General features: G+C 73.0%; 15 protein-coding genes and 1 pseudogene. 5 read left to right on the top strand and 11 right to left on the bottom strand.

The features are described 5' to 3' along the window. Nucleotides 1-37 precede the first annotated feature (37 nt). The gene (locus tag OG446_RS30315) at nt 38-679 is read right to left on the bottom strand and encodes a nucleoside/nucleotide kinase family protein (RefSeq protein WP_328896987.1); all 642 of its coding nucleotides are present in this window, start codon (nt 677-679) and stop codon (nt 38-40) included. A 66-nt stretch (nt 680-745) separates the two neighbouring features. On the opposite strand from OG446_RS30315, the gene OG446_RS30310 reads away from it, so the two are divergent. Continuing rightward, nucleotides 746-1,132 carry a VOC family protein gene (locus tag OG446_RS30310; protein ID WP_328896986.1) on the top strand — a complete coding sequence of 129 codons (387 nt, stop codon included), beginning with the start codon at nt 746-748 and terminating at the stop codon, nt 1,130-1,132. Between the two features lie 6 nt (nt 1,133-1,138). Here the strand turns inward: OG446_RS30310 and OG446_RS30305 are convergent, their stop codons facing one another. Further along, nucleotides 1,139-1,798, bottom strand: coding sequence for a response regulator transcription factor (locus OG446_RS30305; protein WP_328896985.1), 660 nt, complete (start codon nt 1,796-1,798; stop codon nt 1,139-1,141). Then, the gene (locus OG446_RS30300; RefSeq protein ID WP_328896984.1) at nt 1,786-3,015 is read right to left on the bottom strand and encodes a sensor histidine kinase; all 1,230 of its coding nucleotides are present in this window, start codon (nt 3,013-3,015) and stop codon (nt 1,786-1,788) included. Before OG446_RS30300 ends, OG446_RS30305 begins: the two co-directional genes overlap by 13 nt. A gap of 169 nt (nt 3,016-3,184) precedes the next feature. Between OG446_RS30300 and OG446_RS30295 the strand changes: the two genes are divergently transcribed. Next, on the top strand, nt 3,185-3,895 hold the full coding sequence (locus OG446_RS30295; RefSeq protein WP_328896983.1) for an ABC transporter ATP-binding protein: 711 nt from the start codon (nt 3,185-3,187) through the stop codon (nt 3,893-3,895). Then, nucleotides 3,892-6,504, top strand: coding sequence for an ABC transporter permease (locus OG446_RS30290; RefSeq protein ID WP_328896982.1), 2,613 nt, complete (start codon nt 3,892-3,894; stop codon nt 6,502-6,504). Before OG446_RS30295 ends, OG446_RS30290 begins: the two co-directional genes overlap by 4 nt. Here the strand turns inward: OG446_RS30290 and OG446_RS30285 are convergent. The 4 genes from OG446_RS30285 to tdh all read right to left on the bottom strand — a co-directional run bounded on the left by OG446_RS30285 (nt 6,464) and on the right by tdh (nt 10,342). Next, nucleotides 6,464-7,027, bottom strand: a complete 564-nt coding sequence (locus tag OG446_RS30285; RefSeq protein WP_328896981.1) for a cysteine hydrolase family protein — start codon at nt 7,025-7,027, stop codon at nt 6,464-6,466. The two genes, OG446_RS30290 and OG446_RS30285, sit on opposite strands and share 41 nt — an antisense overlap. Nucleotides 7,028-7,129: 102 nt before the next feature. Then, nucleotides 7,130-8,050: a LysR family transcriptional regulator gene (locus tag OG446_RS30280; RefSeq protein WP_328896980.1), complete on the bottom strand. Its 921-nt coding sequence runs from the start codon at nt 8,048-8,050 to the stop codon at nt 7,130-7,132. Nucleotides 8,051-8,093: 43 nt separating this feature from the next. Next, nucleotides 8,094-9,287, bottom strand: a complete 1,194-nt coding sequence (locus OG446_RS30275; RefSeq protein ID WP_328896979.1) for a glycine C-acetyltransferase — start codon at nt 9,285-9,287, stop codon at nt 8,094-8,096. A 26-nt stretch (nt 9,288-9,313) separates the two neighbouring features. Then, the gene (tdh, locus tag OG446_RS30270; RefSeq protein WP_328896978.1) at nt 9,314-10,342 is read right to left on the bottom strand and encodes an L-threonine 3-dehydrogenase; all 1,029 of its coding nucleotides are present in this window, start codon (nt 10,340-10,342) and stop codon (nt 9,314-9,316) included. Between the two features lie 314 nt (nt 10,343-10,656). On the opposite strand from tdh, the pseudogene OG446_RS30265 reads away from it, so the two are divergent. Further along, a pseudogene (locus OG446_RS30265) lies at nt 10,657-10,905 on the top strand (TetR family transcriptional regulator); the annotation flags it as partial. A 165-nt stretch (nt 10,906-11,070) separates the two neighbouring features. Here the strand turns inward: OG446_RS30265 and OG446_RS30260 are convergent. From OG446_RS30260 to OG446_RS30245, 4 genes are all read right to left on the bottom strand, one after another. Further along, nucleotides 11,071-11,907: an alpha/beta fold hydrolase gene (locus OG446_RS30260; protein ID WP_328896977.1), complete on the bottom strand. Its 837-nt coding sequence runs from the start codon at nt 11,905-11,907 to the stop codon at nt 11,071-11,073. A gap of 71 nt (nt 11,908-11,978) precedes the next feature. Next, nucleotides 11,979-14,087, bottom strand: a complete 2,109-nt coding sequence (locus OG446_RS30255) for a bifunctional serine/threonine-protein kinase/ABC transporter substrate-binding protein (protein WP_328896976.1) — start codon at nt 14,085-14,087, stop codon at nt 11,979-11,981. Between the two features lie 6 nt (nt 14,088-14,093). Continuing rightward, the gene (locus OG446_RS30250; protein ID WP_328896975.1) at nt 14,094-16,238 is read right to left on the bottom strand and encodes a bifunctional serine/threonine-protein kinase/ABC transporter substrate-binding protein; all 2,145 of its coding nucleotides are present in this window, start codon (nt 16,236-16,238) and stop codon (nt 14,094-14,096) included. 16 nt (nt 16,239-16,254) lie between these two features. Then, complete coding sequence (locus OG446_RS30245; protein WP_328898459.1) at nt 16,255-17,010, bottom strand: hypothetical protein; 756 nt, start codon at nt 17,008-17,010, stop codon at nt 16,255-16,257. Between the two features lie 272 nt (nt 17,011-17,282). On the opposite strand from OG446_RS30245, the gene OG446_RS30240 reads away from it, so the two are divergent. Next, entirely contained in the window at nt 17,283-19,262 is a 1,980-nt protein-coding gene (locus OG446_RS30240) for an RICIN domain-containing protein (RefSeq protein ID WP_328896974.1), read from the top strand. Nucleotides 19,263-19,272: the final 10 nt, after the last annotated feature.

The raw sequence follows: 19,272 nt of genomic DNA, 5'->3' as shown, positions 1-19,272 counted from the left end.
TGTGCATCCTGCCCGCCCGGGGGCCCGGCCGCGAGCGTCAGGGCGGCGTGCCGTCGGTCAGTCGTACGACGAGGTCGGCCCGGTCACGCCCGGCCGCGACGAGCCGCGCGTTGGCCTCGTCGGAACCGGCCACCCAGCGCTCCGCGTGGGGCCGGGGCTTGCCGAACCGCACATGCCGGTCGACGAGCCTGCGGATCCGTACGTCCTGGTCGAGCTCCAGGAACCACGCCTCGTCGAGCAGCTCCCGCACGGGCGCCCAGTCCCCCTCCCCGTGCAGGAGGTAATTGCCCTCGGTGACGACCAGCGGGACGTCCGGCGGTACGGGGACGGATCCCGCGACCGGCTGATCCAGGGACCGGTCGAAGACGGGGGCGTAGACGACGGTCCCCGCTTCGGGCGCCCGCAGCCGCCGGAGCAGGGCCGCGTACCCGGCGGCGTCGAAGGTGTCGGGCGCGCCCTTGCGCCCGGCCCGGCCGAGCCGTTCCAGTTCGGCCCGTGCCAGGTGGAAGCCGTCCATCGGCACGAGGACGGCGAGCGGGCCGAGCGCGGCGACGAGCTGCTCCGCCAGGGTGGACTTCCCGGCACCGGGCGGCCCGGCGATTCCGAGGATGCGGCGGTCCGCGGCCAGGGCGAGGCGGCGGGCGCGGGCCGTCAGCCCGATGAGGTCGCTGGTGTCCATGGCGGATATTGTCCTGCCAGGTCCTGTCTGGAGCCGCCCGTCCCCTTCCGTACCGCGAGGAATCCCATGTCCCACATCGCTCTGGTCACCCTGGTCGTCCGCGACTACGACGAGGCGCTCGGCTTCTACACCGGCGCCCTCGGCTTCGAGCTGGTGGAGGACACCGACCGGGGCGACGGCACCCGCTGGATCGTGGTGCGTCCGCGCGGAACCGAGGGATCCGGGCTGCTGCTGGCCCGGGCCAAGGACGAGGCGCAGAGTGCCAGTGTCGGAGCCCAGACCGGCGGGCGGGTCGGCTTCTTCCTGCACACCGAGGACTTCGCCGGTGACCACGCGCGCATGCGGGCGGCCGGGGTCCGGTTCCTGGAGGAGCCGCGGCACGAGGTCTACGGCTCGGTCGCGGTCTTCGAGGACCTGTACGGCAACCGCTGGGATCTGCTCCAGCCTGCGTGAGCGCACTCAGCGCGCCCCGTTGCCCTCCAGGTACGCCAGGACCGCGAGGACCCTGCGGTGGACCGATCCGTCGTCCGCTTCGAGTCCGAGCTTGGCGAAGATGGAACCGATGTGTTTGCTCACCGCCCGTTCCGTGACGACGAGTTCGGTGGCGATCGTGCCGTTCGCCTTGCCCTGCGCCATCAGTTCCAGCACCTCCCGCTCCCGGGGGGTGAGGCTGAGCAGCGGCTTCGCGGACGCCTTGCGGGTCAGCAACTGGCTGACCACCTCGGGGTCGAGCGCGGTGCCGCCGGACGCCACCCGGTCCAGGGCCTGGAGGAACTGGTCGACGCGGCCCACCCGGTCCTTGAGCAGATAGCCGATGCCCTGCGCGCCCCGGGCCAGCAGCTCGGCGGCGTACGTCTCCTCGACGTACTGGGAGAGGACCAGGATCGGCAGGCCGGGCATCTCCTCGCGGGCGGCGATGGCGGCGCGCAGCCCCTCGTCACGGAACGTGGGCGGCAGCCGTACGTCGAGCACGGCGGCGTCCGGGCGGTGCTCCAGCAGGGCGGGCAGGACCTCGGGGCCGGCCGCGGCGTCGGCGACCACCTCATGGCCCGAGCTGGTGAGGAGCAGGATCAGCCCCTCCCGCAGCAGGGCGTTGTCCTCGGCGATCACGATCCGCACGGCAGCTCCACTTCGATGTCCGTCGGCCCCCCGGTGGGGCTGCTGATGCGGGTGGTGCCGTCCAGGGCGGCGATCCGCCGCCTGATCCCGACCAGCCCGCTGCCGCCGCGTTCGTCCGCGCCGCCGTGCCCATCGTCGCCGATGGCCACGAGCAGGGCGTCACGGGCCCGGCCGACCCGTACATGGGCCGTTGTGGCACCGCTGTGCTTGCCGATGTTGGTGAGTGCCTCGGCGATCACGAAGTAGGCGGCGGCCTCGATGGCCGCCGGCAGCCGGCGCCCGTCCTCGACGCCGTCGAGCACCACCGTGACGGGGACGGCCGAGTCCGCCGCCAACGCCCTTACGGCTCCCGCGAGTCCACGGTCCGTCAGGATGGGCGGGTGGATGCCGCGGACCACGTGCCGCAGCTCCGCGAGCGCCGCGTCGACGCCGTCCTGGGCCTCGTCGAGGCGTTGCCGTGCGGCAGCCGGGTCCCGGTCCAGGAGCTGCTTGGCCAGGCCGATGCGCATCGACAGGGCGACGATCCGCGCCTGCGCGCCGTCGTGCAGGTCCCTTTCGATACGGCGGAGTTCGGCGCCGTGCGCCTCGACCGCGCCCGCCCTGCTCTCCGTCAACTGAGTGATGCGTTCGGTGAGTTCGGCGGAGTGCGGTGCCGTCAGCAGGGCCCTCGTCCAGCTCGCGGAGAGTTCCGCGAGTACGGGGTGCCAGCGCAGGAGCAGGCCCTGGCGCTCGGGCGGCGTCGTGCCGTACTCGTCGCTGCTCCGCCGGTCCAGCAGGTGCGCGGCGCTGAGCACGATCCCGTCCACCAGCAGGCCCACCGGCCACAGCACCATCGTGGCGTAGCCGATGAGGTTGCCCGCCAGCGCCTGGAACGGCAGCCACACCGCCTCGCGCCGGACGACGGGGTCGGTGAGCGCATGCCTGACCCGCGCGGCGAGTTCGCCGCCGTCGAGCGGGAGATACGGCGTGGGCCGGAAGGCCAATCCGAGGTGGGCCGCCGCCCTGCGCCGCTCGAACTCCGCGAACCGGTGCAGCGCCTTGGCCGCCTCGGGAAGCGCCGGCAGCCCGATGACCACGACCGCGAAGAACAGCGCCGCCACCAGCAGGAACGTGGCGACGTACGCGATCAGTGCGATCGGGATGCCGATGAGGACATAGCGCGAGGCGTGCCAGGAACGCCGGACTGCGACGGTCAGCGGGACGGGGGCGGTGCTCATGCCGCACTACGTTACGGGGGCTCGCCCACCCCCGGAGTGGAGCCGTCACCCCGGGCGGTGGTGGTGCCCGCTACACCCCCGGTCCGGGAGCGTGCACCCTCGCCCCCACACCCGCGCACTCATAGCGTTTACACAGGTCAGAAGGTACGCAAGAGGCGAGGGGACCACGGTGGGGACAACCACGGCAGTGCGCACGGCGGCGCTGGAGCTCAAGTCGGTGAGCCGGCGCCACGGGCGGCGCGGCAGCGGCCGGGAGGCGGTCGCGCTGGATGCGGTGAGCTGTGTGATTCCCGTGGGGAGTTTCACCGCGGTGGTCGGCCCCTCGGGGTCGGGCAAGAGCACGTTCCTCCAGTGCGCGGCGGGCCTGGACCGTCCGTCGTCGGGCACGGTACGGATCGCCGGGACCGATCTCGGCACGCTCTCCGAGGCCGCGCTGACCCGGCTGCGCCGGGACAGGATCGGCTTCGTCTTCCAGTCGCACGCGCTGAACCTGGTGGCATCACTGAGCATCGAGGAGAACGTCGTACTGCCGCTCGTCCTGGCCGGTGCCGATCCCGGGGCCACTGACGTGCTGGACCGTGGACGCCGGTTGCTGGAGCGGGTCGGGCTGTCCGGCCGGGGCAGTGGCGGACCGGCGGCCCTGTCGGGCGGTGAGCAGCAACGGGTGGCGGTCGCGAGGGCGTTGGTGACCGAACCCGATGTGGTCTTCGCGGACGAGCCGACGGCCTCCCTGGACCCCGAGTCCGCGGCGCTGGTGCTGGGGCTGCTGCGGGACGCGGTACGGCTCGACGGCCGCACGGTCGTCATGGTCACCCATGACCCGGTGGCGGCGAGCTGGGCGGACACGGTCATGACGATGGACGGGGGCCGGCTGCGATGACGGTCACCAGGGCGGAGAACCCGGTGCGCGCGAGCGTGCGGACCGGGAGCAGGCGGGCCTCGGCGTTCCTGGCCCGCCGCTCGCTGACATCCCATCGCCGGGCCTGGACCGCGGTGTTCGCCGCGACGGCGGCCGCTGCCGCGCTGCTCGGCGCCTTCGCGCTGGTGCTCGGCTCGCTGTTGCTGGCCCTGCCGCCGGTGGAGCGCTACACCGGGGCCGATGCGGTGGTGGTGGCCGATCAGCGGGTGACGTACACGGCGAAGCCGTGGGGCAGCGAACCGCAGACGGCCACCGCCCATCTGCCGGAGCGGGTACGGCTGGAGCGTTCCGTGCTGGCGCGGGCGGCAGCGGCGGACGGCGTGGCGCGAGCCGTCGCGGACGACTCGGTTCCGGTGACGGTGGGCAAGGGGGCGTCGGCGGTGGGCCGTTCCTGGCCGTCCGCCGCACTCACTCCGTACGAGCTGTCCGAGGGGCGTGCGCCCAGGTCCGCATCCGAGGTGGTCGTGGACGCGGCGCTGGCGTCCCCGGGCAGGCGCGTCACGCTTCAAGTGGGCGGCGCGGCGCGGCAGTACACCGTCAGCGGGGTTGCCGCGACCGGTCACCGGGGCGGCACACCCGCCGTGTTCTTCACCGAGCACCGGCTCACGGCACTGGCAGGGCATCCCGGCACGGTGGACGCGATCGGCGTCGTGGCCGAGCGGGGTGTGTCCGCCGACACGCTGCGGGCCTCGCTGGACAGGGCCGTGGCGGGGCTGGGCGGCGGCGAGCGCGGGCCGCGCGTGCTGACCGGGGCCGGGCGCGGCGAGGCGGAGCACATCGACGCGCTCGGCGGCCGCGGCGATCTGCTGGCGATGCTGGCGTCGATCGCCGGGACGGTGGTCATGGTGGCGCTGCTGGTGATCGCCACGACGATCTCCCAGGCCGTGCACCAGCGCTCCGGTGAACTGGCGCTGCTGCGGGCGGTCGGGGCGACGCCCCGGCAGCTCAGGTCGGCGGTCGGCCGTGAGGCAAGCCGGGTCGCGGGCGCCGCCGCGCTACTGGGCGCGGCCGGGGCCGTGCCGCTCGGCCTGCTGATGCGGTCGCTGCTGACCACGGACCCGCTGCCGCTGCCCGTCCCGGTGTGGCTGCCGGTCGCGGCGGGCGTCGTGGGCGCGCTGCTCGTCGCCCTGGCCGCCCGGCCGGTGGCGCTGCTCGCGGCGCGTGCGGTGACCCGGATGCGGCCTGCGGCGGCCCTGAGCGCGGCGCGGGCACCGGAGCCCGGCGAGCCGGGGCGGCTGCGCACGGGCGCGGGTGTGCTGCTCGCGGTCGCGGGGCTGGGGTCGGCCGGTACGGCGGCCACGCAGAGCGGTCAGGCCGCGGCGCTCGCCGCGTCCGGGGCGGCGACCTCACTGATCGTCGCGGTGGCGCTGCTCGGTCCGTGGATCGCCCGGATCTCGATGCGGGTGCTCGGTGCGCCGGCCCGGCGTGCGGGCGGGGCCGCCGGATTCCTTGCCGCCCGGTCCGCCGCCGCACACCATCGCCGGCTGGGTGCGGCGCTCACCCCGATCGTGCTGGTCGTCGCGTTCGTGTGCGTCCAGCTGGCGGCCGGTACGACGCTGGAGCGGGCCGCCGGCCGGCAGGCGGCCGACGCCCTGCGCGCGGACCTGGTGGTGACGGGCCCGGCGGCGGGTATCCCGGCCGAGGCCGCCGAGGCCGTGCGCGGGGCGCCCGGGGTGGCTGCCGCGACGGGCCTGCTGCGGTCGGCCGTCGTCCTCGCCCACCGCGAGACCGGCGAACCGGCGCTGGACCGCTTCCCGGTGCTGGGCGTCACCGCGGACCAGTTGTCCGGCACGCTCGACGCCCGGGTCACGGACGGTGATCCGGCCGCGCTCACGGGCCGGGGCACGGTCGCCGTGGGCGAGGACCGGGCCGACGATCTGGGCGTCGGTGTCGGGGACGACGTCGCGCTGCGCCTCGGGGACGGGACGCGGGCACGGCTCAGGGTGGTGGCGCTCTATGAACGGTCCCTGGGGCTCGGCGAGTTCATGCTTCCCCGCGAGGCCCTGGCCGGTCATGTCTCGGCTCCGCGCGACCGGCAGATCCTGGTCCGCTCGACGGACGGGGACGCCACGTCCGCCGTACGGCGTGCGCTGGCACCGTACAAGGGCCTCGATGTCCGCCCGGCGACCGCGGACGACGTGCGGATCAGCCCGTCGTCCTCGGACCAGGACGACGCCCTGATCGTCATCGGCGTCGGAGTGATCGGCGGCTTCGCGCTGCTCGCCGTGGTCAGCACCCTCGCCCTGATCTCGGTCGGCCGCCGCCCGGAGTTCCGCCTGCTGCGGCTGGTCGGCACGGGACGCGGGCAGCTGCTGCGCATGCGGGTGCTGGAGACGGGCCTGGTGACGGTGGCCGGTCTGACCATCGGAACCGTGGTCGCGGCGGTCCCGCTGCTCGCGTTCGCGCTCCCGGCGACGGGCGGGCTGCCGTACCTGCCGCCCGTGCAGTACGGGGTGCTCGCACTGGCCGTCACGGTGGCGGCGGCCATGGGCACACTGTTCCCGGGGGCTTCACGGCCCGGGCCGGCCGCTACCGCGGGGCGACGGCCTTCAGCCAGTCCTCGACCGTGATGACGTCGCCCCAGCGCGGGAACAGGGTCTCGGTGAGCGCCCGGTGCAACTCCGTCTCGGTGTCGTGGCAGGCGTCCACCAGGACGGTGAGGCCGAGGTCCAGGTCGACGGCGTGGCACAGGGTGGACAGCACCACACCGCTCGTGGCGATACCGGTGACCACGAGGCTGTCGATGTCGCGGGCCCTGAGCACCAGATCGAAATCGCTGCCCGAGAACGCGCTGCCCCGCCTCTTGGTGACGACGGCGTCGCCCGGCCGGGGCGCGACGGCGGGATGGATCGCGGTGCCGGGCTCGCCCTCGGTGAACCAGCCGGCCCGCACGGCGTTCGTGATCACCCGGTTGCGCGGGCTGACCTCGGGATCTCCGGACGGCAACGCGATGACCACGTAGATCACGGGTATGTCCGCCGCCCGGGCACCCTCGATCGCCCGGTTCAGACGCGACAGGTAGCCGGTGCCGGCACCGGTGATGTCCACGATGTCGCGCTGGACGTCCATCACAAGGAGCGCGCTCTTCGCCATGCCTGCTGTCCTCTCGTCACCGGGAAGCGGGAAACAGGAGCAAGTCTGGCCGGTCGGCCGGGAACGCGGTGCGGATTGCGGAGATCCGCGGCGACCCGGTCCTCAGCCCGTCCTGAGGACGTCGTCCCCCGCCGCCCCCGCCAGCGCCTCCAGCACCGGGGCGATCAGCGGATGCGCCTCCGCGCCCCGCCGCACCGCCGCGAAGACCCGGCGGGTGGGCGCACTGCCCTGCACCGGGCGGACCACCACTCCGGCCAGGGCCACCCCGCGCAGCGCGGAACGCGGGACCAGGGCCACTCCGGCGCCGGCCCCGGCGAGCGCGACCACCGCGTGGAAGTCGTCCGAGGAGTGTTCGAGGTTCGGTGCGAAACCGGCGTACTCGCAGGCCAGGACCACCACGTCGTGGCAGGGGTTGCCCGGGTAGGGGCCGATCCACGCGTCCTTCGCCAGGTCGGCGACGGCCACCTGCTCCTGGCCGGCCAGCCGGTGCCCCACCGGGAGCACCGCGTCGAACGGTTCCGAGTACAGCGGTACGCGGGTGAGCCGCCGGTCGTCCTCACCCGGGGCGCCGCGGTACTCGACGGCGACCGCCACATCGACCTGCCGGTCCAGCACCATGGGGACGCTCGCGTCGCCCTCGGCGTCCTGGACGCGGACCTTGATGCCGGGCGCGGTCCGGCCCAGGGCGGCTATCGCGGGGGCGAGGACCAGGCCGATGCCGGTGGCGAAGGCGGCGACCGTGACCGTACCGGCGTCGCCCGCGCCGTACGCGGCCAGTTCGGCCTCCGCCCGTTCCAACTGGGCCAGCACCGCGTTGGCGTGGGTCAGCAGGATCTCCCCGGCCGGGGTGAGCCGGGCGCCGCGGGCGTTCCGTTCGACCAGCCGGTGGCCGGTCTCCTGTTCCAGCGCGGCGAGCTGCTGGGAGACGGCGGAGGGGGTCAGATACAGCGCGGCGGCCGCGGCCGTCACCGTGCGGTGGTCCGCCACCGCACGCAGGATGCGCAGCCGCCGTGCATCGATCATGTGCCCCATTGTCCCAGGTCGCGAAGGGCGACCCCGTCGGGCCTCACTCCCCCAGCGCCGCCCGGGCGTCGACGAAGGCGTCGACCGCCCGGTTCACGTCCGCCGTGGAGTGGGCGGCGGAGAGCTGGACGCGAATACGGGCCGCGCCCTGCGGGACGACCGGGTACGAGAACCCGATCACGTACACACCGCGCTCCAGGAGCAGCTCCGCCATCCGGCCTGCCTTCGCCGCGTCCCCGATCATCACGGGGGCGATGGCGTGGTCGCCGGGCAGGACGTCGAAGCCTTCCTCGGTCATCCGGGTACGGAAGAGCGCGGTGTTGGCGTTGAGCTGCTCGCGCAGGTCGCCGGCGGACTCCAGCAGGTCGATGACCTTGAGGGAGGCCGCCGCGATGACCGGGGCGAGCGAGTTGGAGAAGAGGTACGGGCGCGAGCGCTGGCGCAGCAGCGCCACGATCTCGGCGCGGGCGGCCACGTAGCCGCCGGACGCGCCGCCCAGCGCCTTGCCGAGGGTGCCGGTGATGATGTCGACGCGGTCCATCACGTCGTGCAGTTCGGGCGTGCCGCGACCGCCGGGGCCGACGAAGCCGACGGCGTGCGAGTCGTCGACCATGACCATGGCGTCGTAGCGCTCGGCCAGGTCGCAGATCTCGCGGAGCGGGGCGACGTACCCGTCCATGGAGAAGACGCCGTCGGTGACGACGAGGCGGCGCCGGGCCCCGGACGCCTCCTTGAGCTGCTGCTCCAGGTCCGCCATGTCGCGGTTGGCGTAGCGGAAGCGCTTGGCCTTGCACAGCCGGATGCCGTCGATGATCGAGGCGTGGTTGAGGGCGTCGGAGATGACCGCGTCCTCCGGGCCGAGGACGGTCTCGAAGACTCCGCCGTTGGCGTCGAAGCAGGAGGAGTAGAGGATCGTGTCCTCCTGGCCCAGGAAGGAGGAGAGCCGCTGCTCCAGCTCCTTGTGGACCTCCTGGGTGCCGCAGATGAAGCGGACGGAGGCCATGCCGTAGCCCCAGCGGTCCAGCGCCTCGTGCGCGGCGGCGATCACGTCGGGGTCGTCGGCGAGGCCCAGGTAGTTGTTGGCGCAGAAGTTCAGCACCTCACCGGGGCGGCCGCCCGCGGTGACGGCCACGGTCGCGGACTGCGGGGTACCGATGACGCGCTCGGGCTTGTGCAGCCCGGCGGCCTCGATCTCTTCGAGGGTGGTGCGCAGATCGTCGCGTACGGAGTCGAACATGCGGGATTCCTTAAGAGGTGTGAGGGTCAGACGGTCCAGTCGAGGATGACCTTGCCGCCGAGTCCGCTCGCCGCGTCGTCGAAGGCCGCCTCGAAGTCGCGGTAGCCGTACCGGCCGGTGATCACGGGGGCGAGGTCGAGGCCGCCCTCCAGCAGGACGGACATGGCGTACCAGGTCTCGTACATCTCGCGGCCGTAGATCCCCTTGACCGTGATCATGGAGGTGACGATCCGGGACCAGTCGACGGCGAACTCCTCGGACGGCAGTCCGAGCATCGCGATGCGGCCGCCGTGCGTCATGTTCGCGATCATGTCGCGCATCGCCTCGGGGCGGCCGGACATCTCCAGGCCGATGTCGAAGCCCTCGCGCAGCCCGAGCTCCCGCTGACCGTCGGCGATGGTCTGCTCGCCGACGTTGAGGGCGAGGCTGACGCCGACCTTGCGGGCGAGCTCCAGGCGGGCCTCGCTGACGTCGGTGATCATCACGTTGCGCGCGCCGGCGTGCTTGGCGACGGCGGCCGCCATGATGCCGATCGGGCCGGCGCCGGTGATGAGGACGTCCTCGCCGACCAGCGGGAACGACAGCGCGGTGTGCACGGCGTTGCCGAACGGGTCGAAGATCGCGGCGATGTCCAGGTCGACGGGGACCCGGTGGACCCACACGTTGGACGCGGGCAGGGCGACGTACTCGGCGAAGGCCCCGTCGCGTCCCACGCCGAGCCCCAGCGTGGAGCGGCAGAGGTGGCGGCGTCCGGCCAGGCAGTTGCGGCACTTGCCGCAGACCAGGTGGCCCTCCCCGCTGACCAGGTCGCCGACGGCGATGTCGACGACGTCGGAGCCGATCGCGGCGACCTCGCCGACGAACTCGTGGCCGAGGACGAGCGGGGTACTGATCGCGTTCTGCGCCCATCCGTCGTAGTTACGGATGTGCAGGTCGGTGCCGCAGATGCCGGTGCGGAGCACCTTGATCAGCACGTCCGAGGGGCCGGTCTCCGGCTCGGGCACGTCCATCAGCCAGAGTCCCGGCTCGGCCTTCTGCTTCACGAGTGCCTTCACGGCTGCGGCTCCCTGTACCTGGTGCGGCGTTGATGTCCCCGGGCCGGGGGCATGCCAAAGGAAGCCTGCGGCCCGGGGAAGTATGAGAGGGACTGCGTGGCAGCGCGTTCGACCGGCTGCCGCGCACCATCCTCCGCCGTCACGGAGAAATCTGCCGTACCCCGCGCCCCAGGTCCATCGAGGTTTTCTTAAGCGCGCCCGCAGCTTGGCTTCACACCCGGCCTCACGGCGTGAGGGCAGCCTGCTCCGTTCGGCGGACGGGACGAGGCTGAAGGGGCCCGGCCGGGGCCCGGCCCTGCCGTCACCCTGACCCGATGACCCAGTACCCCATGACGGCCGGGCGGAGGCCCGCGAACCGGGGCCCGAAGGCCGCCGCCGGCAACCGGGCCGCCCTGATCTCCGCCGCCCGGGAGATCTACGCGACGGACGGCCTGGACGCCCCGCTGTCCGGGATCGCGCGCCGGGCCGGGGTGGGGCAGGCCGTTCTGTACCGGCACTTCCCCGACCGGGACGCCATCGCGGCCGCGGTCCTGGAGGAGAACGTGTGCCAGATCGCGGAGGCGCGACCTTGGCGTGCCCGTCCGCGCAGGGAGCGGCTCGCTGCCACCGATCGCACGGATTCCTGCTGCTGAGAGCAGATAGCTGACCGCATCGGCAAGCAGGCGGCCGGCGAAGGCACCGCGCTCGACGGCGTCCTGGGAGTACTGACATGGTCAGCGGCTGGGCCTTTACGCCGTCCGGAGAAACTCCCGCATGTGCCGGGCGAGTTCCTCCGGCCGGTCCTCCGGGATCAGGGTGTAGCTGTCCCCGATCTCCACCAGCTCGCCCTGGGGCAGCATGCCGGCCAGCCGGCGGCCGTGCTCGGGCGGCATGACCCTGTCCTCCGAGGCCCAGGCGACGAGCGCGGGCCGGTCGAAGGTGCGCAGGGCTTCGGCCCAGCGCAGGAGTTCGGCCTTCGGTGGCACGCCCAGGACGTACTTCCGCAGGTCCCGGCGGATATCCGGGGAGGTCCACAGTGGCCGGAACCAGCCGTCCATGACCGCGTCGGGCACCGGCCGCTTGCTCATCCGGCCCCAGGTCATCGGCAGCCGCCGCATCGGCTTGAACCTCAACAGGGTGAAGGCCATGTTCAGGCCGCCGGGCATCTTGGCGGAGGCGTACAGGTTGTTGCCGGGCAGACCGGGCGGGAAGTTGTCGAACGCCTCGCAGGAGGTGATGACCAGCTTGCCGATCCGCTGGTCCCGGCCGTCCGCGACCAGGGCCTGCGCGCCGCCCCAGTCGTTCATGACCAGCGTGACGTCGATGAGATCGAGCGCTTCGAGGAACTCCGCGACCAGCCGTGCCACGCCGAGGACCGAAAGGTCGGCGTCGGGCTTCATCGGCCGCCGGTGACCGCCGAGCGGCAGCGTCGGCACGACGCACCGGTGGCCGTCCCGCAGATCCGCGACGACGTGCCGCCACAGCGAGCCGTCCATCGCCACACCGTGCAGCAGGACCACGACCGGCCCGTCCCCGCCGGTGTCCTCGTACTCCACGACACCTGCGGAGAGCTGCAACTCGGCCATGCGGTACTCCTCTTCGGTGGGTCCGGCACTCGTCGCTCCACCGTACCGAGCGCGGGGAGGGGAGCCTCGGCTCACACCGACGCGGCGGGCCCCAGGAAGCGGACCCGCCCCTTGTCGACCCGATAGAGAAGGATGCCTGTGGCGTTGTCCACCTGGTGGGTGGAACCGCCGAAGGAGAGCTGCCGGGTGATGCCCCGGTAGCTGCTCCGCGAGATCCGTGCGGCCACCCCGTCGCGCGGGGCGTCGGTGGCGCTGGTGGTGCGGCCGGCCTGTGCGATCAGTCCCACGGCGTCGTACGTCTCCGCCGCCCAGGTGGCGGGTGGGGAACCGAACCGTCTGCGGTGCGCGGCACTGAACGCCTGGGCGGAGGACAGGGCCGACGGATCGGTGTACGCCTCGGCGAAGACCCAGCCCTCGGCGGCCTTGCCCGCGTCCCGGAGGAAGGCCCGGGTGAGGACGGGGCCGACCGCCAGGCCGGTTCCGGTGAAGCCGGCAGCGACCAGGTCCTTGGCGCAGCGGGCGCCCCGGGCGGCGGACGATCCGGCGTAGACGACCGCGCCTGCTCCGGCGGCGACGGCGGCCCGGGCGGCCGGGGCGATGGTGCGGGCGCCGGCTGTAACGGTGTGCACGGTGTACGCGGCCCCGTCGGCCGGGGCGCTCGGCAGCAGGTTCCTGATCGCCCAGCTGCTCTGCGGGTCCTCGGGGTCCTCGATGACGACGACCTGCTTGGCCGGCCGGACGCGGGCCAGGTAATGGTTCAGTCCGATGGCCAGGCTCTTGTCGAACAACCGCAGTACGCAAAGGGACTTGGATTCCACCCACTCGGCCGTGGTGGAGCGTGCCGCGACGATGACCTGGGCGAGGCCCGCCTTCTCGTAACGGCTGACGACCTTCGCGTCCGCGACTTCCCCGGTGGGGCCGACGACGGCGAGCACCCGGGGATCGGCGGCGATCCGGTCCGCGACATCGAGGGCGCGCTCCGCGTCACCCGCGTCGTTCTCCGTGCGCAAGGTGAGCGTGAACGCCTTGTCCGTACGGGCGTTGTGGTCGTCGATCGCGAGTCGGGCCCCGCGCTCATGGGCGAGGCCGACGGCCTTCCCCGGTCCGGTCAGGTCCGCGTGCAGGGCGATCCGGTAGGCGGGAAGGGTGCGGGGTGCCGTTCCGGTGCCGCCGCGCCGGGCGGCGGCCACCCAAGCGGCCGTCCCTCCGCCGGCGAGGAGCACGGCACCGGCGGCTCCCGCGGTGAGCACGCGCCGCCGGGTGGGGCGCGGCGCCCCGGGGTCCTGGACGACCGTGGGCGGTTCGGGGTCGGGCAGGGCCAGTGCGGCGGCCGAGCGGGCGGCGACCGTGGCGGACAGGCCCGGCACCTCCCAGCCCGCACCGCTCCCGGCGAGCTCCCGCGCGGCCTCCCGGGCGCCCGGCCGGTCCGCCGGGTCCTTGGCCAGGCAGGCCGTGATCAGGGGCAGCAGGGCGGCCGGCACCCCCTCCAGATCCGGCGCCTCGTGCACCGTGCGGAAGAGCACCCCGGCCGGGGAGCCCTGACCGAACGGGCGCCGCCCGGTCGCCGCGTACACGAGCACGCAGCCGAGGGAGAACACGTCGCAGCCCGGACCCAGCGGCCCCGCCGAAGCCTGTTCGGGGGCGAGGTAGCCCGGCGTGCCGATCACCGAGTCGGTCGCGGTGAGCGCGGTGGCGCCCTCGTGGCGGGCGATGCCGAAGTCGATGAGCCGGGGGCCGTCCAGCGCGAGGAGCACGTTGCCGGGCTTGACGTCGCGGTGCAGGAGGCCCGCGTCGTGCACGGCGGCGAGCGCTTCGGCCAGCCGGGAGCCGAGCGCCCGGACCGTTGCGGTGGGCAACGCCCCCTGCCCCTCCACGACTTCGCCCAGCGAAGGGCCGGGCACGAACACGGTGGCGAGCCAGGGCTCCGGGGCCTCGGTGTCCGCCCCGGTGACCGGGACCACCCACGGCCCGGTGATCCGCGCCGCTGCCTCGGCCTCGCGACGGAACCGCGCGCGGAATCCGGGGTCCGCGGCGTGCTCGGCGCGGATCACCTTCACGGCGGCGAGCGTGCCGCCCAGGGAGCGGGCCAGGTAGACGACACCCATGCCGCCCGCGCCGAGGCGGACGAGCGTGCGGAACTCGCCGATGGTGCGCGGGTCGTCCGAGGTGAGCGGTCGCATGCCGGATCAGGCCGCGGCCTTCGGCGCGGCGCCGAGGTAGACGTAGCGCCCGTTCCGCACCCCGTACAGGTGGGCGTCATCGCCCACGAGCCGGTGGTCCTCGGCGAAGGCGTACGTGCGGGAGACGCCCTTGTACGTGGACGCGGCGATCTTCGCGACGAGTGCGCTGCGCGACGGGCGCCTCGGCCGGCCTGCCGTCACCTTGGCGAGGGCGGTCACGGCGGCGATCACCATCCCGGCCGCGTCGTACCCCTCGGCGGCCCAGTGCGCGGGCGCGGTGCCGAAGGCGGCGCGGTGGGCCGCGGCGAACTTCTTGGCCGCGGGAACCGACGGGTCGACGTAGGGCGCGGTGAACTCCCAGCGTTCGGCGCCCTGTCCGGCGTCCTCGATGAAGCGCGCGTCCATGGCCGTGTGCATGGCCATCCGGGGCCCCTTGAAGGGAGTTGCCGCGAGCGCGCGAGCGGTGCGGGCGGCGCCGGCCGCGTCACCGGCGTAGAAGAAGGCGTCGCTGGCGTGCGCGAGCATGTCCTTGATCACGGGTGCCAGGTCCTGCGTTCCGGACGGGATCACGCGCGGATAGGTGGTCCCGGTGGTGATCTGGCCCGTCACCATATTGGTGAGGTAGCCGACCTGGTAGGCGGACTGGCCGCCGGCCCGGTCGAGCAGCACCCCGAGCCGTTCGACGTCGGGTCGCAGCACGAGTCGTCTGACGATCGGCTGGGCCAGTACGGCGTCGGCGGGGGCCGCCTGGAAGAAGGACTTCCTGGACCGGGCCGCGTAGGTGAGCTGGAGCGAGGACACGGTGATGAGCGGCAGCATCGCCTCGTCGTACACGCCGAGGACGGCCTCCGTGGCGGCGTCTCCGGTCGGGCCGACGACGGCGAGCACGTCGCGGTCGCGGGCGAACCGGTCGGCGGCCTTCGCCGCGCGAGTGGTGTCACCCCCGTCGTCGACGGCCTTGACGGTCAGCGTGAAGGGCTTGTCCTCACGGGCGTTGAACTGCTCGACGGCCAGCCGCACCCCGCGTTCCTGAGCCTGCCCTGCGGCCTTCCGCGGACCCGAGAGGTCGGCCTGGACGCCGATGGTCCAGGCCCGCTCGCCGGACGTGGCGGCGGAGCCCTCCGTCTCGTCGGTCAGCCATTCCCGTACGGCGAATCCGCCACCGGCCGCGACCACGAGGCCGGCACCGGCGAACAGCAGCACCTTGCGCCGCCCCGGTCCGGGCTGCGGGGTGTTCTCGTCGAGCGTCGGGTCGATGTCGGGCAGCTCCAGCATGGCGGCGGACCGGTCGGCGATCAGCGCCACGACGTCGCTGGGCAGCCAGTCGGCGGTGCCGTCCGGCGCGTCCTCGGTGATCAGCGTGTCGAGGTCCGCCGCCGTGGGCCGCGCGCCGGGGTCCTTGGCCAGCAGGGCAGCGAGCAGCGCGGGGAGTTCGGGGTCGTCGACCCCCGCGAGGTCGGGCTCGTCGTGGACGGTGCGGTAGAGCAGGGCGTCGACGGCCCCGCTGCCGAACGGAGGGCGTCCCGTCGCGGCGTATGCCAGGAGGCAGCCGAGCGAGAAGACGTCGCTCGCGGGCCCGGCCTCCGTGCGGCCTCCGGTGGCCTGTTCCGGGGAGAGGAAGCCGGGGGTGCCGACGACGAGGTCGGTGGCGGTGAGCGCCGTGGCGTCGGCGGCCCGCGCGATCCCGAAGTCGATCAGGCGCGGCCCGTCGACGGTGAGCAGCACGTTGCCCGGCTTGACGTCTCGGTGGACAAGTCCCGCCGTGTGTACGGCGGTCAGGGCTCGGGCGAGCAGACGGCCGAGCACCCGGACGCTGCGTGCGGGCAGCGGTCCGCACCGGGCGACGGCTTCGGACAGTGCGGGACCGGGCACGAACGCGGTGGCCAGCCAGGGCTGTTCGCCTTCCGTGTCCGCGCCGGTGACCGGCACGGCCCAGGGGCTGTCCACCCGCCGGGCGGCCTCGGCCTCGCGCCGGAAGCGGGTCCGGAAGGCGTCGTCGGCGGCGTACTCGGGCAGGATCACCTTGATCGCGGCCAGGGCCCCGGTGTCCGTACGGCCGAGGTAGACGACTCCCATGCCGCCGGTGCCGAGCCGCCCGATCAGCCGGTGCCCGCCGATCCGTGGGGGGTCGGAGGGGCGCAGCTTCTCCATCACGCTCTCCGCTCTCTCAGCTCTGTTTCTCGACTGCGGACCCGAGCCGCAGCAGCATGGTGGCGTGGGCCTGGTTCGCCAGCACGTCGATCTCCTCTGCGCTCCAGCCCTTGGCCCCCTTGCCGGTCACGGCGACGGTGAACTGGAGGCTCTGCGACAGGTACCAGGAGTACGGGTACGGACCGCCGCCGAGCTCCGCGTTCTGATACTCACCGGACTCCAGCAGGAAGTCCTCGGCGCTGTCCATGACGCCCTTCTCCTGCCCCAGCGAGGACGCGATCATCGACCCGATCAGCTCGCCCTGCCGCAGTTGCTGGGTGGGACAGCGCATCGTCTCCTCCACCGATTCGGCCATCTCCCAGCGGGCGTCGTCGCGCGTGCGGTGGACGGTGACGACGGCGGAGAGCCGCATCGGCCCCTTGCCGCCCGCGGCGGGCACCTCGAAGGAGCGGCTCACAGTGGCGAGGACACTGCTCACCGGCTTCTCCTGCCGCCAGACGCAGTCGGTGCCGAGGACGGGCCAGGTGGCCGGATCACTCTCGTACGGGCTCCGCTTGACCACGCCGGGGCCGAACGTCGAGGGTTCCGCGATGACGCGGCCGATGAGGTCGAGGGCTTCCTTGCGGGTGGCCGGCAGCCTGGCCGGGTCCGCGTCGATGCCGCCGGAGTCCTCGGGTGTCGAGCTGGGCTCCGCGCTGACGCCGCCGGTCGCGGAGGCGCTCGTCCCCTCGCCGCCCGGACTTCCACCGCTGCTGGAACAGGCCGCCAGCATCAGTGGAGCCAGCACCAGTACTCCGTATCCGCGTATCGCCCTTGCGCACGCCACGACCGACCACCCCGTCTCCCCCGAAGGCCGTCCCGATCCTATGATCGCGGGTCGCCCAGGGGCAGGAGGCGTCAAAACTGTTGCGCCATCCGGACGTTGAGGCACCGGCCACCGGCCGTCGATTGACATGAACAGGTCTTGACCACTGACACCCCGGCTCCCTAATGTGAGCGGGCATCAGACGTCTGCTGTCCGTTTTCAGAATATGGAGTCGTTCCATGACCGGAAGACGAACCCTGCTCCTCTCGGCCCTGTCGCTACCGCTGGCATCCCTTCTGACCGCGGCCCCCGCCACAGCAGCGCAGGCCGCCGCGCAGTCCTTCTACGTCGACTGCGGTGCCGCAGCCGCGGGCGACGGAACCCAGGCCGCACCCTGGAACGCACTGGCTCCGGTGAACTCCCGCACCTTCCGGCCGGGCGACTCCATCCTCCTCAAGCGCGGTTCGACCTGCACCGGCCAGACGCTCTTCCCCAAGGGCTCGGGCGCGGCCGGAGCGCCGGTCGTGGTCGACGCGTACGGCACGGGCGCCAAGCCGGCACTGGCCGGCGCGGGCCTGGTCACCGACGTCGTCCGGCTCGCGGACCAGCAGTACTGGGAGATCCGCAACCTGGACGTCTCCAACAAGGGTGCGGCCGCGGCGACCCGTCGCGGTGTCCACATCACCAGGACCGACTCGGGTACCGGCACCTACTACCGGCTCACCGGTCTCGACATCCATGACGTCAACGGGAACCAGACCAAGAAGGACGACGACGCCAGCGCCGGAATCTTCTTCGAGGTCCTGGGCAACACGACGCCCACGAAGTTCGACGACGTCGTCCTGACGGGCAACACCGTGCGGGCCGTGGACCGTTACGGGATCCATTTCTGGACCCGGTGGATGCAGCGCCCCGAGCTCGCCAACGCCAACTGCGGGACGACCTGCGGGGCATGGACCCCTCAGACACGGGTCGTCATCCGCGGGAACACCGTCTCCGACATCGGTGGCGACGCGATCGTGCCGCATCACACCGAGGGCGCGCTCCTCGAATACAACAAGGTCGACGGATTCCGCGAGCGCGAGCCCGCGCACTGCGCGGCCGGCCTCTGGGGATGGAACACCCAGGACACGCTGTACCAGTTCAACGAGGTGAGCGGCGGCAAGAGCACCTGCGACGGGCAGGGGCTCGACCTCGACGAGGGCAATATCCGCACCATCTACCAGTACAACTACAGCCACGACAACGAGGGTGGCTTCATCCTCCTGTGCAACGGCTCGGGGTCGACGACCGCCGACAACATCGTCCGGTACAACATCAGCCAGAACGACGGCGGCCAGCTCTTCGACATGGTCTGCGCCAAGACGACGAACACGCAGATCCACAACAACACCTTCTACCTCTCGAAGCCGGTCGAGATCATCAGCAACTCGAACGGTTCGACGGCGGCGAACGCCACGTTCACCAACAACATCTTCCACGTGGCGACGGCCGACGCGAGTTACGTCAACGCCGCAGGTCTCGGGTACGACGCGAACGTCTTCTACGGCACCCACCCGGCCGGTGAGCCGGCCGACGCCCACAAGGTGACGACGGACCCGAAGCTGACGGCCCCCGGCACGGCCACCTCACGCACGGACGCCGACGGCTACCGGCTGCGGGCGGGCTCCTCCGCCCTGGCCAACGGCGCGGTCGTGGCGAACGCGGGTGCACGCGACTACTTCGGCGGCCCGGTCGCGGCCGGCTGCGTACCGGACCGCGGCGCCCACCAGTCGTCCACCACCTGCGTGAAGCCGACGGGACCGACGGCCGGGATCAACCGGATCTCCGCCGGCACCCAGGCGATCGACGTACCGGCGCACTCCACGGCCCAGGGCACCCAACTGGTCGGCTGGCTCTGGAACGGCGGCGACAACCAGAAGTGGAACGTCACGGCCAACACCGACGGCACGTACACCCTGAAGAACGTCACGAGCGGCCTGTGCGCGGAGGTCTACCAGAACTCCAAGGCGGCGGGGGCCGCCATCGACCAGTGGGCGTGCAGCGGCGACGCGAACCAGCGCTGGACCGCGACCCCCGCGGCCGGGGGCTACCGGCTGACGAGCAGGTCCAGCGGGCTGCTCCTCACCGCGGCCTCCACCACGAACGGGGCGCCGCTCACCCAGCAGGCGCCCTCCACCACCGCGGTCCAGACCTGGGCCTTCACCAAGCTGTCCTGACCGGACCGCG

Source organism: Streptomyces sp. NBC_00236 (genome assembly GCF_036195045.1).
In the GTDB taxonomy this organism is placed as follows: Bacteria; Actinomycetota; Actinomycetes; order Streptomycetales; family Streptomycetaceae; genus Streptomyces.
The sequence above is the reverse complement of the archived record's forward strand: the minus strand, read 5'-3'. Positions and strand labels throughout refer to the sequence as shown.

Excerpts from the sequence above, each read along its gene's own strand:
- OG446_RS30245 (WP_328898459.1), bottom strand. The coding sequence starts at position 17,010 with ATGCTGGCGGCCTGTTCCAGCAGCGGTGGAAGTCCGGGCGGCGAGGGG.
- OG446_RS30255 (WP_328896976.1), bottom strand. The coding sequence starts at position 14,087 with ATGCGACCGCTCACCTCGGACGACCCGCGCACCATCGGCGAGTTCCGC.
- OG446_RS30240 (WP_328896974.1), top strand. The coding sequence starts at position 17,283 with ATGACCGGAAGACGAACCCTGCTCCTCTCGGCCCTGTCGCTACCGCTG.
- OG446_RS30285 (WP_328896981.1), bottom strand. The coding sequence starts at position 7,027 with ATGGCGAAGAGCGCGCTCCTTGTGATGGACGTCCAGCGCGACATCGTG.
- OG446_RS30300 (WP_328896984.1), bottom strand. The coding sequence starts at position 3,015 with ATGAGCACCGCCCCCGTCCCGCTGACCGTCGCAGTCCGGCGTTCCTGG.
- OG446_RS30250 (WP_328896975.1), bottom strand. The coding sequence starts at position 16,238 with ATGGAGAAGCTGCGCCCCTCCGACCCCCCACGGATCGGCGGGCACCGG.
- OG446_RS30315 (WP_328896987.1), bottom strand. The coding sequence starts at position 679 with ATGGACACCAGCGACCTCATCGGGCTGACGGCCCGCGCCCGCCGCCTC.
- OG446_RS30260 (WP_328896977.1), bottom strand. The coding sequence starts at position 11,907 with ATGGCCGAGTTGCAGCTCTCCGCAGGTGTCGTGGAGTACGAGGACACC.
- OG446_RS30280 (WP_328896980.1), bottom strand. The coding sequence starts at position 8,050 with ATGATCGATGCACGGCGGCTGCGCATCCTGCGTGCGGTGGCGGACCAC.
- OG446_RS30290 (WP_328896982.1), top strand. The coding sequence starts at position 3,892 with ATGACGGTCACCAGGGCGGAGAACCCGGTGCGCGCGAGCGTGCGGACC.
- OG446_RS30275 (WP_328896979.1), bottom strand. The coding sequence starts at position 9,287 with ATGTTCGACTCCGTACGCGACGATCTGCGCACCACCCTCGAAGAGATC.
- OG446_RS30310 (WP_328896986.1), top strand. The coding sequence starts at position 746 with ATGTCCCACATCGCTCTGGTCACCCTGGTCGTCCGCGACTACGACGAG.